General features: G+C 69.4%; 12 protein-coding genes and 2 tRNA genes. 4 read left to right on the top strand and 10 right to left on the bottom strand.

All coding sequences use genetic code 11. The features are described 5' to 3' along the window. Positions 1–21 precede the first annotated feature (21 nt). The 6 genes from CDN99_RS10220 to CDN99_RS10195 form a co-directional block, all read right to left on the bottom strand. Complete coding sequence (locus CDN99_RS10220; RefSeq protein WP_088384736.1) at positions 22–993, bottom strand: tripartite tricarboxylate transporter substrate binding protein; 972 nt, start codon at positions 991–993, stop codon at positions 22–24. A 132-nt stretch (positions 994–1,125) separates the two neighbouring features. Then, complete coding sequence (locus CDN99_RS10215) at positions 1,126–2,157, bottom strand: LacI family DNA-binding transcriptional regulator (protein ID WP_088384735.1); 1,032 nt, start codon at positions 2,155–2,157, stop codon at positions 1,126–1,128. An 86-nt stretch (positions 2,158–2,243) separates the two neighbouring features. Next, positions 2,244–2,320 (bottom strand) — tRNA-Val (locus CDN99_RS10210). A gap of 105 nt (positions 2,321–2,425) precedes the next feature. Next, positions 2,426–2,502 (bottom strand) — tRNA-Val (locus tag CDN99_RS10205). Positions 2,503–2,583: 81 nt separating this feature from the next. Then, positions 2,584–4,857, bottom strand: coding sequence for a RelA/SpoT family protein (locus CDN99_RS10200; protein WP_088384734.1), 2,274 nt, complete (start codon positions 4,855–4,857; stop codon positions 2,584–2,586). Positions 4,858–4,919: 62 nt separating this feature from the next. Beyond that, on the bottom strand, positions 4,920–5,786 hold the full coding sequence (locus tag CDN99_RS10195) for an alpha/beta fold hydrolase (RefSeq protein ID WP_088384733.1): 867 nt from the start codon (positions 5,784–5,786) through the stop codon (positions 4,920–4,922). Between the two features lie 48 nt (positions 5,787–5,834). Here CDN99_RS10195 and CDN99_RS10190 point away from each other — a divergent pair, with 48 nt between their 5' ends. After that, on the top strand, positions 5,835–6,605 hold the full coding sequence (locus CDN99_RS10190) for a 3-hydroxybutyrate dehydrogenase (RefSeq protein WP_088384732.1): 771 nt from the start codon (positions 5,835–5,837) through the stop codon (positions 6,603–6,605). Positions 6,606–6,715: 110 nt separating this feature from the next. On the opposite strand, the gene CDN99_RS10185 is transcribed toward CDN99_RS10190, so the two are convergent. Next, entirely contained in the window at positions 6,716–7,474 is a 759-nt protein-coding gene (locus CDN99_RS10185) for an SIMPL domain-containing protein (RefSeq protein WP_088384731.1), read from the bottom strand. A 174-nt stretch (positions 7,475–7,648) separates the two neighbouring features. Here CDN99_RS10185 and ompR point away from each other — a divergent pair, with 174 nt between their 5' ends. Next, positions 7,649–8,377: an osmolarity response regulator transcription factor OmpR gene (gene ompR / locus CDN99_RS10180; RefSeq protein WP_088384730.1), complete on the top strand. Its 729-nt coding sequence runs from the start codon at positions 7,649–7,651 to the stop codon at positions 8,375–8,377. Between the two features lie 111 nt (positions 8,378–8,488). Next, positions 8,489–9,814, top strand: a complete 1,326-nt coding sequence (locus tag CDN99_RS10175; protein ID WP_238139454.1) for an ATP-binding protein — start codon at positions 8,489–8,491, stop codon at positions 9,812–9,814. Between the two features lie 108 nt (positions 9,815–9,922). Here the strand turns inward: CDN99_RS10175 and ispF are convergent, their stop codons facing one another. The 3 genes from ispF to ispD all read right to left on the bottom strand — a co-directional run bounded on the left by ispF (position 9,923) and on the right by ispD (position 12,073). Further along, positions 9,923–10,423, bottom strand: coding sequence for a 2-C-methyl-D-erythritol 2,4-cyclodiphosphate synthase (gene ispF, locus CDN99_RS10170; RefSeq protein ID WP_088384729.1), 501 nt, complete (start codon positions 10,421–10,423; stop codon positions 9,923–9,925). Between the two features lie 160 nt (positions 10,424–10,583). Next, positions 10,584–11,339 (bottom strand): type I methionyl aminopeptidase, encoded by a 756-nt coding sequence (gene map / locus CDN99_RS10165; protein WP_088384728.1) that lies wholly within the window; start codon positions 11,337–11,339, stop codon positions 10,584–10,586. Beyond that, positions 11,336–12,073, bottom strand: a complete 738-nt coding sequence (gene ispD, locus CDN99_RS10160; protein WP_088384727.1) for a 2-C-methyl-D-erythritol 4-phosphate cytidylyltransferase — start codon at positions 12,071–12,073, stop codon at positions 11,336–11,338. The genes map and ispD overlap by 4 nt, the downstream gene beginning before the upstream one ends. Positions 12,074–12,262: 189 nt before the next feature. Between ispD and CDN99_RS10155 the strand changes: the two genes are divergently transcribed. Then, positions 12,263–13,318, top strand: coding sequence for an RNA methyltransferase (locus CDN99_RS10155; RefSeq protein ID WP_088384850.1), 1,056 nt, complete (start codon positions 12,263–12,265; stop codon positions 13,316–13,318). The last annotated feature ends 1 nt before the right edge of the window (position 13,319 follow it).

Genomic DNA, 13,319 nt, shown 5'->3' with positions numbered 1-13,319 from the left:
TGTGCGGGGTGCGGACGGCGGTCAGTCCGGCTTGACGTTGCCATCCTTGATCACCTTCGCCCACCGGGCCTGCTCGGCCCTCTGGAACTCGGCGAACTGCTGCGGCGAGTTGGGCGTGTACTCCAGCCCCAGCGTCTCCATCTTGGCCTTCACCTCGGGGGTCGCGACGATCTTCTGCACTTCGGCGTTGAACTTCGCGACGATCGCCGGCGGCGTGCCCGCGGGCATGTAGAACGCCTGCCAGCTCGACACGTCGAAGCCCGGCACGCCGGACTCCGCCAGCGTCGGCACGTCCGGCAGCTGCGCGCTGCGCTTGGCGGACGTCACCGCCAGGGCCCTCACCTTGCCGCCCTTGATCTGCGGCAACGCCACGGTCACGGTCTCGAAACTCATCGGCACCTGTCCGCCCATCACGTCCTGGATCGCCGGCGCGCTGCCCTTGTACGGGACGTGGGTCAGATCGGCCCCCGTCAGCAAACGGAACACCTCCCCCGAGAGATGCTGCGACGTGCCCTGCCCCGCCGACGCGAAGGTCAGGTCGCCCGGTTTGGCCTTGGCCTGCGCGATGATGTCCTTCACCGTCTTGGCGGAGGACCCCGGCCCGACCAGCAGCACGTTGGAGATCTTGCCCAGCAGGATCACCGGCGCGAAGTCCTTGGCGGCGTTGTAGGGCATCTTGGGCAACAGCGCCGGATTGATCGCATGCGTGGCGATCGTGCCCAGCAGCACCGTGTAGCCGTCCGGCGCCGCCTTGGCGACGTTGTCCGCGCCCAGCACGCCGCCCGCGCCGGCCTTGTTGTCGACCACGATGGTCTGCTTCAGCGAGACCTGCAGCCGCGCCGCGATCTCGCGCGCCAGCACGTCGGACGTGCCGCCCGGCGCGAACGGCACGATCACCTTGACCGGCTGGCTCGGCCAGTTGTCCGCCGCTTCGGCAGAAGTCGCCGCCACCGCGGTCAAGGCCAGGGCCGCCGCCCGCAACACCGTTTTCATCTCGCTGGTCTCCGTCCGTGAGGGCATGCTGGCCCGGTCCAATAGCGGACTGGTACCGATACCATCATTGTGATGGAGCCGATGGTAACGGTACCTCCCCAAGCGTCAAGATGCCGCGATGAGGGATTTCACTCAGGCGCTGGCGCGCTGGACCAGCTCGAAGCCGATGTCGATGGCACGGCGCTCCACAGGCCCATCCGCGCGATCGAGGATGAAGCGCGCCGCCTGCTGACCGATCGCGAAACCGTCGATGCGGATCGTCGTCAGCGCCGGCTCCAGATCGCGCGCCAGGGCGAGGTCTCCGAAACCGACGATGGCCAGGTCCTGCGGCACGCGCAGGCCACGCGCCTGCGCCTCGATCATGACGCCCAGCGCCAGCGAGTCCGAACTGCAGAACACCGCGTCGACCCCGCCGGGCCGATCCAGCAGATCAGCCAGCCCTCGGCGACCGCTGCCGAGCGTCGTCGGCGTGGCGACCGCGGCGACCGGCACCTCGGCGATGCCGAGCGCCCTCGCTTGCTCCTGGAACGCATGGAAGCGACGCAGCGCGCGCTCGTCACTGCCGGAGACACCGCCCAGGTGGCGATGGCCGCGCCCGTGCAGGTAGCTCGCCACCGCACGGCCCACCTCCACGTGCGAGAAGCCGACCAGCATGTCGATGGGGTCGTCGCTCTGATCCCAGGTCTCGACCACCGGCACGCCGGACGCGCGCAGGCGCGTGCGCGTCTGCTCGGAGTGGCTGGTGCCGGTCAGCACCAGGCCGTCGGGGCGTCGACCGATCATCGCGTCCAGCCAGGCGTCCTCGCGGGCGTTGTCGTACCCGGTCTGGCCGAGCAGCACCTGGTAACCGGCTTCGAACAGCGCCTCGGTGAGGCTCTGGACGGTGTCGAGAAAGACGGGGCCGGCGATCGTCGGGACCGCGACACCCACCATGCGGCTCTTCATCGACGACAACGCGCCGGCCAGCAGGTTGGGGACGTAGCCGGTCTTGCGCACGGCCTCGGTGACGCGCTCCAGCACATCCTGCGAAACCTGCGACGGCGTGTTGAGCGCCCGGGACGCGGTGATCGGGGCCACGCCCGCCAATTGCGCGACGTCCCGCAGCGTAACGGCGCCGCTGCCCTTGCGGCGACGAGGACGGGGGAAGGACTCGGTCTCGGACATGGGCGCCGATCATAGGCGTGCGCCAGTCGGATGCCGGAAATGCAAAAGGCCCTGAGCTTTCGCTCAAGGCCTTTTCCTACCGCATTTGGTAGGCGCGATTGGATTCGAACCAACGACCCCCACCATGTCAAGGTGGTGCTCTAACCAACTGAGCTACGCGCCTGAAATACTCGGCCAGCGGTGGTCAATTCGCTGGTCCGTAAAACAAATCGCCCGGTGTGAAGCGGGCGATCCGTTGAGGTGTCCCGAAGGACTTGCCTACCAGTTCTGGTAGGCGCGATTGGATTCGAACCAACGACCCCCACCATGTCAAGGTGGTGCTCTAACCAACTGAGCTACGCGCCTGAAGAGCCTCGCAGTATAGACCGGATTCCGCGGCTTATCGATGAACCGGCAAGAAAACGAGCGATAAACGCACGACGCGCATCAACGGCGCCGCGCGCTGCGCACGCCGTTCAGCTGCGACAGGGCCACCAGCGTCTGCTGGAGGCGCTGCGCGTCGCTGACTTCGACGGTGAAGTTCATCCGCGACAGATCATTGCGCGCCGGCTTGCCCTTGCCGCTCTGCTGATTCACCGACAGCACATGGAGCTTGTCCTTTGCGAACAGCTCCAGCACGTCGCGCAACAGCCCCGGCCGGTCCGCGGCCTCCACGACCAGGTCGACCGGATACTGCGCCGCCTTGCCGGCGCGGTCCGCCGCGGGCTCGCCCCAGTCGACGGTGATCAGCCGCTCCGGCGAGGTCTGCGCCATCTGCCGCAGGTTGGCGCAGTCGGAGCGATGGATCGCCACGCCCTTGCCGCGCGTCACGTAACCGACGATCGAATCCGGCGGCGCCGGCCGGCAGCAGCGCGCCAGACTCGTCAGCAGCGAATCGACGCCGACCACCAGCACCCCGCCCTTGGGCGTGCGCCCCTCCTCGACCGTGCCCTTGACGTGCCGCTGGACCAGCAGCTCTTCCTCGTCCGCCTCCGGCGCCGGCGGTCGCAGCAGGGTCTCGATGTTGCGCAGCGAGTACTCGTCCTTGCCGACCACCTCGAACAACGCGTCCGCGCTCTTGAAGCCGAGCCGCGCCGCGAGGTCTTCCAGCTTGACCGCCGTCTTGCCCTCGCGCTGCAACTGCTTCTCGACCAGCTCGCGGCCCTTGGCGATCGTCTGCGACTGCACCTGCGCGTTGAACCAGGCTCGCACTTTGGCGCGGCTGCGCTGGCTCTGCAGATAACCGAGCTCGGGATTGAGCCAGTCCAGCGACGGCCCCCCCTCCTTCAACGCGATGATCTCCACCGTCTGGCCGCTCTTGAGCGGCGTGTTCAGCGGCACCATCTGGCCGTCGACCTTCGCGCCGCGGCAGCGATGGCCCAGGTCCGTGTGCAGCGCGTAGGCGAAGTCGATCGCGGTCGCGTCGGCGCACAGCTCGATCACATTGGCCTGCGGCGTGAAGACGTAGATGCGGTCGTCGAAGGCCGGACCGGTCTCGCTGATGTAGTCCCGCTCCCAGGCCAGCAACTGGCGCAGCACGGCCTTGCGGGCCTGCGCGACCTGCTCCTCGAACTCACCCGCCGCGTTGACGCCGGCGTAGCCCTTGGTCCCCGCTTCCTTGTAGGCCCAGTGCGCGGCGACGCCGTGCTCCGCGTGCTCGTGCATCGCGCGGGTGCGGATCTGGACTTCCACCGGCCGACCGTCGCCGGCGATCACCACCGTGTGCAGCGACTGGTAGCCGTTGGGCTTGGGTCGGGCGATGTAGTCGTCGAACTCGCCGTCGACGGTCTGGTAGAGCTCGTGCAGCCGCGCAAGCACCGCATAGCAGTCCGCTACCTCCGGCACCACGACGCGCAGCGCGCGCAGGTCGAAGACGCGTTCCAGCGTCAGCCCCTTGCCGCGCATCTTTTTCCAGATGCTGTAGAGGTGCTTGGGCCGCCCCTGCACTTGCGCCGGGATGCCTTGGCCGCGCAGTTCGCGCTCGACGGTCACCCGGACCGACTCGACCGACTGCTCGCGCTCGACGCGCTTCTCGTGCAGCGCGCGGGCGAGGTCGTGATACTGCTCCGGCTCCAGGAAGCGGAAGGCCAGGTCCTCCAGCTCCCACTTGATCTGCCAGATGCCCAGCCGGTTGGCCAGCGGCGCGAAGACCTGCAGCGACTCGGCCGCGAGCTCGCGCGGGCACGCCGTCTTGCTGGACGCGAACCAGCGCAGCGTCTGCAGCCGCGACGCCAGCCGCAGCAACACCACCCGCAGGTCGCGGGAGAACGCCAGCAGCATCTTGCGCACCAGCTCGGTCTGCTCCTGCTGGCGTTGCTCCTGAACCTTGGCCTCGCGCGCGGCGCGCTGGATCTGCACCAGACGGCGCGTGTGGCTGACCAGGCTCGCGTCGCTCTCGCCGAAGGCCTTGGCGACGATCTCCTCCGGCTTGTTCAGATAGTCGCCGGCATACACGAGGTAGGACGCGGCCTGCATGGACGGCGCCGCGCCCACGCCGGCCAGGATCGCGGCGACGCCGTCGGCATGCGCCAGCGCCGGCTCGCCGGTGCCCAGCAGATGGTCGGCCAGCAGCGGCTCGGCGAACGCGCGGGCGCGGCGGATCGGGTCCGCCTTGTCCTCGGGCCGGGGCTGGGCCGCCGGCAATCGGCTGGGCAGGTCCCCGTCGAGCAGGGCCACGATGGGTGCGGCCTGATCGGCGCGCAAGCCCAATTCGGTCTTCATACTTCTCTCACCTGTGTCCGGCTGCCCCGATCGTCCTCATCGCGATCGCGGCGGGCCGGACGTCATCCCCGGTCGAGGAATCGCTCGACCACCTGGAGCTGGTTCTCCTGCACCAGCGTCGGGGCATGCCCGACGCCAGGGAACTCATGCAGCTCGGCGCGCGGCCCACGCTGCGTCATGAGTTCGGCGGTGGGCCGGGTCAGCAGGTCCGAATCGCCGCCGCGCAGCAGCAGGGTCGGACAGCGGACCGCGTCGTATGCCGCCCAGAGCTGCGCCTCGCCGGCCTTGGCCAGTTCCGGCGTCAGGCCGGCCAGGCCCTGGCCGATGCGTGGGTCGTAATGCAGCCGGCAGCGGTCGCCGTCGGGCTTGAACATCGCGCGCGACAACGCGAGCCACTGCTCGTCGGTGTGCGGGCCGAAACCCTCCGAGATGCCGCGCAGATAGTCCGCGCCCTGCTGACAGGTCTCGAACTGCGGCGCGCGGCCGAGGTAGCTCGCGATGCGCTGCAGCGCCGCGAACTCGATCGTCGGGCCCACGTCGTTCAGGATCAGCCGCTTGATCGGGCTGGCCGGCATCGCCGCCAGCGCCAGGCCGATCAGGCCGCCCATGGACGTGCCCAGCCAATCCACCTGCCCCACGCCCAGCCGGGCCAGCAGCGTGACCATGTCCGACACGTACTGCGGCAACTGGTAGTTGCGCGGATCGCCCAGCCATTCCGACTCGCCCCGGCCGACGATGTCCGGACAGATCACCCGGAAGCGATCGCTCAGGCGCTGCGCCAGCACGTCGAAATCGCGGCCCTGGCGCGACAGGCCGTGGACGCACACCAGCACCCGCGGGTTGTCGGCTTGCCCCCACTCCCAATACGCCACCCGGTGCAGCCCGCAAGGGCTCAGCGCCTGGACTTTTTTCAACAAGGGTTCAGACATCGCTCGTATCCTTTGCATCCATCCTAACAACCCTGAAGAGGACCTGGCATGTTGAAGAACAAGACGGCGCTGGTGACCGGCTCCACCAGCGGCATCGGACTGGGGATCGCCCTGACCCTCGCCAAGCAGGGCGCGAACATCGTGCTCAACGGCTTCGGCGATCACGAAGGCCCCAAGGCCGAGGTGGAAGCCCTGGGCGTCAAGGTCGGCTATCACGGCGCCGACATGAGCAAGCCCGACGAGATCGCGGCCATGATGCAGTACATCGACCAGGAGTTCGGCGGCTGCGACATTCTCGTCAACAACGCCGGCATCCAGTTTGTCGCCAACGTCGACGAGTTCCCGCCCGATCGCTGGGACGCGATCATCGCGATCAACCTCAGCTCCGCCTTCCACACGATGCGGCTGGCGCTGCCCGGCATGAAGCAGCGCGGCTGGGGCCGCGTCATCAACATCGCGTCCACGCACGGCCTGGTGGCGTCGGCCGGCAAATCGGCCTACGTGGCGGCCAAGCACGGGCTGCTCGGCCTGACCAAGGCCGCCGCGCTGGAGACCGCCACGCTGCCGGTCACCGTCAACGCGATCTGCCCGGGCTGGGTGCTGACGCCGCTGGTGCAGAAGCAGATCGACACCCGGGCCGAGAAGGAAAAACTCGACCCCGCCGAAGCCAAGCGTCAACTGCTGGCGGAAAAGCAGCCGTCGCTGCAGTTCACGACGCCGGAGGAACTGGGCGCGCTGGCCGTGTTCCTGTGCTCGGACGCCGCCATCAACGTGCGCGGCCAGGCCTGGGCGATGGACGGCGGCTGGACGGCGCAGTAAGCGCCCGGCCGCGGGAGGGGGCTGTCCGGGCCAGGCCCTCGGTCACTCCCGCGCCAACGAAAACGCCCGGCACCGCCGGGCGTTTCGCATGGATCGGAGCCGAGGAGGGATCAGCGCGTCATCACGACGTTGCCGTTCACGTTCACCGTCACCGTCGCCTTGCCGGACTCGACCGGCAGCGCCTCGTCGGCGGAGGCGGACATCGCCTTGAAGCGCGGCGCGGCGGCCATCATCACGACCTGCGGCTGGTCGGCGTTCACGCTGACCTCGCCGATGCGGAAGCCCGTGTAGCCGAACTGCTGCGCATAGGCGCCGGCCTTGGCCTTGTAGCTGGCGATCGCCTGGGCGACGATCTCGGCTTCGACCTTCTCGCGCGCCTCGCGCGACAGGCCGTAGCTGACGCCGGCGATGGACAGGCTCTGGATCCGGCCGCTCAGGCGCGAGATCGCGTCCATGTCGCGGCCCTGCACCATCAACTCGACACTGCCTTGCCAGCCGGTGATCTGCGGGCTGCCGCCGGAGCCCGGCTTGGTCTGGCCGTAGCGCGGATAAACCGACAGGTTGCCGGCCTGCACGTCGACCTGCCCCGGCTTGGCGACCTTGCGGGCCTCGGTCAGCGCGGCGTCCAGCGCCTGCTTCAGTTCGTTCTGCACCGCCGCGGCTTCCTTGCCCTCGCGGGTGGTGGAGAAGCGCAGTTGGAGCAGGTCACGCGCCACTTCCGTCGTGGCGGAGGCGCTCAGGTTGAGCACGTCGGTACGCGCCGGTTCGGCACGCGAAACAGCCGGCGCCAGCGCCGCGGCACCGATCGCCAGCGCCGCCCACGGGGCGATCAGGCGGTTGCGGGAGAGCGTCTTGGAGGTTCGGATCATTCGGGTTCCTACGGGTGTCCTAGGGGGTAACCAGCATAACAACCTAGCAAGGTCATGTAGCGGACAGCTGCTGTTACATAAGATGTAACTAACCCGTAAGGACTGCTGCATCCCGCAAACAGGGCCGAAAACTGCCCTTACAGTGCCGCTGTTACAAATTCAGGAGTGGCCGCCATGCAAAGCACAACCCGCCCCAACCGCATCCTGGTCGTGGACGACGATGCCCGCATCCGCGACCTGCTGCGCCGCTATCTCTCGCAGGAGGGCTTCGAAGTCCTGCTGGCCGAGGACAGCAAGGCGCTGAACAAGCAGCTGACCCGCGAAACCGTCGACCTGATCGTGCTCGACCTGATGCTGCCCGGCGAGGACGGCCTGTCGATCTGCCGCCGCCTGCGCGCCGCCGGAGACAGCACGCCCATCATCATGCTGACGGCCAAGGTCGAGGAGGTGGACCGCATCGTCGGCCTGGAGGTCGGCGCCGACGATTACCTGGCCAAGCCATTCAATCCCCGCGAGCTGCTGGCCCGCATCAACGCGGTGCTGCGACGCCGCCCGCCGCCGGAAGCGCCGGGCGCGCCGTCCAAGGAACCGATGACGGTGCAGTTCGGCCCGTTCGAGTTCGACCTCGCGCTGCGCCGCCTGGCCAAGAACGGCGAGGCCGTGCCGCTGACCACCGGCGAGTTCTCGATGCTCAAGGCGCTGGTCCGCCATCCGCGTCAGCCGCTGTCTCGCGACAAGCTGGCGATGCTGGCGCGCGGCCGGGAGTTCGAACCCTTCGACCGCAGCCTGGACGTGCAGGTCTCGCGCCTGCGCAAGCTGCTGGAAGAGGACCCGGCCCAGCCGCGCTTCATCCAGACCGTCTGGGGCGTGGGCTACGTGTTCGTGCCCGACGAGACGATGTGACGGGCTGAGGCTCGCGTCCGCCCGGGCGCGTCGGTTGCGGCGCGCGCCACGTCGCGCGGCCGGCCGGCGCCGTCCCGTCCCCGCCCCGCTCACTGAAAGCCGCCTATTCCCGTGACCCCACCCCGTCTGGCGCTGAACCTGTTCTGGCGCACCTTCGCGCTGCTGGCCCTCCTGCTGGCGGCGGGCGTGCTGGCATGGCAGCAGACCTTCAAGGCCCTGGAGGCCGAGCCCAAGGCGCTCGAGGCCGCCCAGCAACTGGCCGGCCTGGTGAACCTGTCGCGTGTCGCGCTCTCCAGCACCGATGCGATCAACCGCGTCGCGGTGGTGAAGTCGCTGGCGCGCAGCGAGGCCGTGCAGGTCGAAGTGGCCGAGGCCACCGACCGCTGGCTGCCCTACGAGAACAACCCCTTCGCGCAGCGCCTGCGCAAGGAGCTGGTGTCCAAGCTCGGGCCGCAGACCGTGCTCGCCAGCGGGCTGAACGGCGTGTCGGGGCTGTGGGTGCGCTTCGACGTCGGGCCCGACCAGTTCTGGCTGCAGACCAACGCGGCGCCGCTGCAGGCCAACATCTCCAGCAACTGGTGGTGGATCGCGATCGCGCTGGGCGCGTCGCTGCTGGGCGCGGCGGCGATCGCGCGACTGATCAACCAGCCGCTGCGCGAGCTGTCGATCGCCGCCAGCCGCATCCGCGAGGGCGAGTACGACTCGCGCCTCGACGAAAGCACCCTGACCAGCGAGATCCGCGAGGTCAACATGGGCTTCAACCGCATGGCGCGCGAGCTGGCCAAGATGGAAGAAGACCGCAGCGTGATGCTGGCGGGCATCTCCCACGACCTGCGCACGCCGCTGGCGCGCCTGCGGCTGGAAGCGGAGATGAGCGTCAACGACGAGCAGGCGCGCATCTACATCGCGCAGGACATCGACCAGCTCGACGCCATCATCAACAAGTTCATGGACTACGCCCGCCCGAGCGAGCTGCAGCTGCAGGCGCTCAACCTGCGCGAGCTGGTCGAGCGCGAGGCGCAAGGCTTCCGCGATCCGCAGCAGATCCAGATCAGCGTGCGGCTGTCGGCGGCGCTGCGCATCTGGACCGACCCCACCGAGCTGGGCCGCATCCTGCTGAACCTGTTCGAGAACGCCCGCCGCTACGGCCATCACGGCGACGAGCCGGCCCGTGTCGAGGTCATCGCCGAGGCCGACAGCGCCTGGGTGCTGCTGACGGTGCGGGACCACGGTCCGGGCGTGCCGCCGGACAAGCTGCCCAAGCTGACCACGCCGTTCTACCGCGGCGACAGCGCCCGCACCGCCGCCACCGGCGCGGGGCTGGGGCTGGCGATCGTCGAGAAATCGGTGCAGCGCCTGGGCGCGCAACTGCGCCTGGCCAATGCGGTGGACGGCGGGTTCGTCGCGCAGTTGCGGCTCAAGCGCGCCAGCGTCTGAGCGGGCGCCCGGGCGCGAACGTCGTCCCGGCGCCCCATTGCACGACGACGCGTGCGACCGCAGGCGCGAGAAGACGCGCCCGTGGGCACCGCGGGCCCGACGCCCCGCTCAACCGCCGAAGTGCTGCTCCCGCACCAGCAGGCAGACCGCGCGCGTCTCGATGGCGCGGCCCTCGCCGACCGGCCCCATCTGCTCGGCCGTCTTGGCCTTCACGTTGATCTGCGCGGCATCGATGCCCAGCACCTCGGCCAGACGCTGACGCATCGCCGGGATGTACGGCGCCATCTTCGGCGCCTGCGCGACGATGGTGCTGTCCAGGTTGCCGATGATCCAGCCCAGCTCGCGCACTCGGCGATAGGCCTCGGCCAGCAGCACCATCGAATCGGCGCCCTTGAACTCGGCCGCGGTGTCGGGGAACAGCTTGCCGATATCGCCCAGCGCGGCCGCGCCGAGCAGCGCGTCGGTCAACGCATGCGCCAGCGCGTCCGCGTCCGAGTGCCCCAGCAGGCCATGCGTGTGCGGGATGGTGATGCCGCCCAGGATCAGCGGGCGGCCGGTGACGAGCTGGTGGGTGTCCCAGCCCTCGCCGATGCGGATGTTCAGAGCCATGTCGTCGGGGTGTGCGTGGTGAAGCGTTTGATCAGGCGTTTGGTCAGGCGTTTGGTCAGGCATTCGTTCAGCCGCGCGCTCAGGCGTTCATTCGGTCGCCCCGTCGGGCGTTGATTCGAATGTTCAAGGTTCGCGACCGCTCGGCGCCCGCCCGGTGACCTCAATTGGGCAGCGCGTGGGTGACGACCAGCGGCCCGTTGCGGGTCACGATCATCGTGTGCTCGAACTGCGCGGAGAGATTGCCCTTCATGCCGGAGAGGGTCCAGCCGTCGGCCTCCTCGTCGACCCAGCGGCTCTTGGTCGACAGGAAGGGCTCGATGGTGATGACCATGCCCTCGGTCAGCACGCGGGTGTCGTTGGGATCGAAATAGCCCGGGATGCTCTTGGGCTCTTCGTGCAACGAGCGGCCGACGCCGTGGCTGCAGAGGTTCTCGATGATCTTGAACTTGTGGCCCTTGGCGACGCGCTCGATGGCGTGGCCGATGCGGTTGAGCTTCGCGCCGGGTTTCACTTCCTTCATCGCCTGATCCAGCGCGTACTGCGCGGCGAAGACCAGCTGCGTCTTCGTCGGCGTCGTGGGCGGGACGATGCGCGTGCCGCCGGTGTCGCCGAAATAGCCGTTCAGCTCGGCCGAGACGTCCACGTTGACGACATCGCCCTTCTGGATGACGCGGTCGCCGGGGATGCCGTGGGCGGCCTGCTCGTTGATGCTGATGCAGGTCGCGCCGGGGAAGTTGTACATGACCCGCGGCGCGGACTTGGCGCCGAACTCGGTGAGCCAGCGCTCGCCCATCTCGTCGAGCTCGCGGGTGGTCATGCCCGGGCGGATCGCGTCGAGCATGCGGCGCAGCACGGTGGCGACGGCCTCGCCGACGGCCTTCAGGCCCTGGATATCGGCGTCGGATTCGACGGTCATGAGCGGCTCCTCAACAAGCGTTCTGCCAACGCGAAGTCGGCGGGATAGGTGACCTTGAAATTCTCGATCGAGGCTTCCACCAGCCGGGGCGCATGGCCCAGCGCCTCGACGGCGCTGGCCTCGTCGGTGATGCCGTCCAGCGGCCCGGCCAGCGCCGGCATCAGCAGGCCCAGGCGGAACATCTGCGGCGTCTGCGCGGCCCATTTGCCGCGGCGGTCGACGGTGGCGGCGACGCGGGTGCCGGCCGGGGACTCATCGGCCCCGACCACGGCCTGCTTGAGCGTGTCCGCCACCGGCAGCGCGAGCAGCCCGCCGACCTCGTCGTCGTCGCAGGCGTCGATCAGCGCGTCGACCCATTCGGGCCGGAGCAGGCAGCGGGCCGCGTCATGGACGAGGACCCAGTCGTGCGGCTGGGCGCCGCGCGCGCGCAGCGCGCGCAGGCCGGCGGCGACCGAGTCGGCGCGCGTCGCGCCGCCGTCGCGGGCGATCCAGCCGCGCTCGCCCGCGAAGCCGGGCACGGCGGCCTCGAACTGGTCGTCCTCCGGAGAGAGCACGACCAGCGTGGCGTCGATGCGGGGCACGGCGGCCAGCGCGGCCAAGGTGTGCGCGATCATGGCCTGGCCGGCCAGCGGCACGTACTGCTTGGGGCGGTCGGCGCCGGAACGGCTGCCCACGCCCGCGGCCGGCACCAGCGCGAAGCAGCGTGGCACGAGACCGATCGGAAAGGAAGTCATGGGGCGCGATTGTAGGGAGCACGCCCCGTCCGGGCCGATGGGCGAAAATCCATCCCTTCGATGCGACCCTTCAGGGTCCCTCCCGCCGTCCCGCGGCGTTTCCGGGCTCCTCGCCGGGAATGCCGGGGGCGTCGTCCGCGAGCGCCGCCCCGCGGCCTTCCCTCCGTCCTGCCGCCCCTGCCCACCGTGATCGCCATCGCCGACATCGAACGCCGCCTGACCGCCCTGGGCGCCAACGACGCGCACGTGCAGCGCGTGCTGCGCCATTGGGTGCAGGATCGGCCCCTGACGGAGGGCCGACGCAAGCTGGAGCACTTCCTGCCCCAGGCGGTGCGCGACGCGCTGCCGGCGTTGATGGACGAACTGCACGGCCTGACGCGCCTGCTGGAATCGCATCCCGGCGAGGACGGCTCGGCGCGCCTGCTGGTCGGCCTGCGGGACGGGCAGACGGTCGAGAGCGTGCTGCTGCCACGCGACGGGCTGTGCGTCTCCAGCCAGGTCGGTTGCGCGGTGGGCTGCCAGTTCTGCATGACCGGACGCGACGGGCTGCTGCGGCAGGTCACCAGCGCCGAGATCGTCGCGCAGGTGGCGTTGGCGCGGCGGCAGCGGGCCGTCAAGAAGGTCGTGTTCATGGGCATGGGCGAGCCGTCCCACAACCTGGACGCGGTGCTGGAGGCGATCCAGCTGCTGGGCACGGCCGGCAACATCGGCCACAAGAACCTGGTGTTCTCGACGGTCGGCGATCCGCGCGCGTTCGAGCGCCTGAGCGACGGACCGGTCAAACCCGCGCTGGCCCTGTCGCTGCACACCACCAAGCCGGCCCTGCGCCGCGAGCTGCTGCCCCGCGCGCCGCGCCTGACGCCGCGGGAACTCGTCGAGGCCGGCGAGCGTTATGCCCGCGAGACCGGTTATCCGATCCAGTACCAATGGACGCTGCTGGACGGCGTCAACGACGGCGAGGACGAGCTCGACGGCATCGTCGAGCTGCTCAAGGGCAAGTACGGCGTGCTGAACATGATTCCGTACAACAGCGTGCCGACGCTGCCGTTCGTTCGCCCGGACTGGGACAAGGCGCGCGACATCGCGCGCCGGTTGCACGAGCGCGGCGTGCTGACCAAGCTCCGGGACTCGGCTGGGCAGGACGTGGAAGGCGGCTGCGGGCAGTTGCGCGCGCGCAGCCTGGACCTGCCGCGCGAGGCGTCGGCGGCGACGCGCCGGGCGATACGGATCACGCCGGCGGGATAAG

This window comes from Roseateles aquatilis (assembly GCF_002205645.1).
Classification (GTDB): domain Bacteria; phylum Pseudomonadota; class Gammaproteobacteria; order Burkholderiales; family Burkholderiaceae_C; genus Roseateles; species Roseateles aquatilis.
Note: the sequence above shows the minus strand (reverse complement) of the source record. Positions and strands in the feature narration are given on the sequence as shown.

Excerpts from the sequence above, each read along its gene's own strand:
- CDN99_RS10220 (WP_088384736.1), bottom strand. The coding sequence starts at position 993 with ATGAAAACGGTGTTGCGGGCGGCGGCCCTGGCCTTGACCGCGGTGGCG.
- CDN99_RS10215 (WP_088384735.1), bottom strand. The coding sequence starts at position 2,157 with ATGTCCGAGACCGAGTCCTTCCCCCGTCCTCGTCGCCGCAAGGGCAGC.
- CDN99_RS10200 (WP_088384734.1), bottom strand. The coding sequence starts at position 4,857 with ATGAAGACCGAATTGGGCTTGCGCGCCGATCAGGCCGCACCCATCGTG.
- CDN99_RS10195 (WP_088384733.1), bottom strand. The coding sequence starts at position 5,786 with ATGTCTGAACCCTTGTTGAAAAAAGTCCAGGCGCTGAGCCCTTGCGGG.
- CDN99_RS10190 (WP_088384732.1), top strand. The coding sequence starts at position 5,835 with ATGTTGAAGAACAAGACGGCGCTGGTGACCGGCTCCACCAGCGGCATC.
- CDN99_RS10185 (WP_088384731.1), bottom strand. The coding sequence starts at position 7,474 with ATGATCCGAACCTCCAAGACGCTCTCCCGCAACCGCCTGATCGCCCCG.
- ompR (WP_088384730.1), top strand. The coding sequence starts at position 7,649 with ATGCAAAGCACAACCCGCCCCAACCGCATCCTGGTCGTGGACGACGAT.
- ispF (WP_088384729.1), bottom strand. The coding sequence starts at position 10,423 with ATGGCTCTGAACATCCGCATCGGCGAGGGCTGGGACACCCACCAGCTC.
- map (WP_088384728.1), bottom strand. The coding sequence starts at position 11,339 with ATGACCGTCGAATCCGACGCCGATATCCAGGGCCTGAAGGCCGTCGGC.
- ispD (WP_088384727.1), bottom strand. The coding sequence starts at position 12,073 with ATGACTTCCTTTCCGATCGGTCTCGTGCCACGCTGCTTCGCGCTGGTG.